Below are 976 nucleotides of genomic sequence, written 5' to 3'. Positions count from 1 at the left end.
GGCGCAGCAGCCGGCCCGGTGGCGCGGCGGGAGCGGTCCCGGCCGCGGTGGCCGCGGCCGCCGTACCGGCGATCTCGCCCTCGGCGACGGCCAGCGGCGCCCCGCCCACACCGCAGGCCTCGCCGGCCACGTAGACGCCGGGCACGGACGTCCGCTGGTGCTCGTCGACCTCGACGACGAGCGAGCCGTCGGCGTCGACCCGGGTGGCGACGCCCAGTGCGAGCGGCAGCTCCAGCTGCGGCGTGAACCCCCAGCCGACGGCGACGGCGTCGCACTCGACGACCCGCTCGGAGCCGGGCACGATCCGCCAGTCGTGGTCGAGCTTCGCGACCGTCACGGCCTCGACCACGTCGTCACCGTGCGCGGCCACGACCGCCCGGCGGGCGTGGAACGGCACCCGGTGCCGGGCCAGCGCGGCGGCGTACCCGGCGCCCTCGGTGAGCTTGGCCGCCACCCGCGCGACCGCGCCGGTGTGCCGGACCCAGCCGGCCGGCCGGTTCGCCTCGTACACGCCGACGACCTGAGCGCCGCGGGCGGCGAGCCCGGCCGCCACCGGCAGCAGGAACGGACCGGTGCCGCCGACGACCACGCGCCGGCCGACGAGGACCTCGCTCCCCTTGAGCAGGGCCTGGGCGCCCCCGGCGGTGTACACGCCCGGCAGGTCCCAGCTGCGGAACGGGACCTGCCGGTCGTACGCGCCGGGGGCGAGCACCAGGCTGCGCGCGGCCACCTCGATCTCGGCGTCGCCGGCCACGGCCCGGACGGCGAACCCGTCGGCGACCGAGCCTGACACCGTCCAGACGTGGTGGCCGACATGCCTGACGGCACCGGCCGCACCGCCGACAAGCGCCCGGAAGGTGCGCAGGTCGTGGTGGAGGTCGGCGACCGCTCCCAGATCGCCGGGCCGGTGCCGCCAGTACTGGCCGCCGGGCTGCCGCCCGGCGTCGATCAGCGCGACGCGCGCCCCGCGGGCCAG

The 976-nt window shown here is 78.7% G+C and carries 1 protein-coding gene; it reads right to left on the bottom strand.

Annotation, left to right across the window (positions count from 1 at the left end; genetic code table 11):
* Positions 1–793: FAD-dependent oxidoreductase (locus tag DY240_RS22540; RefSeq protein ID WP_233552824.1), on the bottom strand; the 793-nt coding region annotated here is incomplete at its 3' end.
* Positions 794–976: the final 183 nt, after the last annotated feature.

Source organism: Jiangella rhizosphaerae (assembly GCF_003579925.1).
In the GTDB taxonomy this organism is placed as follows: domain Bacteria; phylum Actinomycetota; class Actinomycetes; order Jiangellales; family Jiangellaceae; genus Jiangella; species Jiangella rhizosphaerae.
Note: the sequence above shows the minus strand (reverse complement) of the source record. Positions and strands in the feature narration are given on the sequence as shown.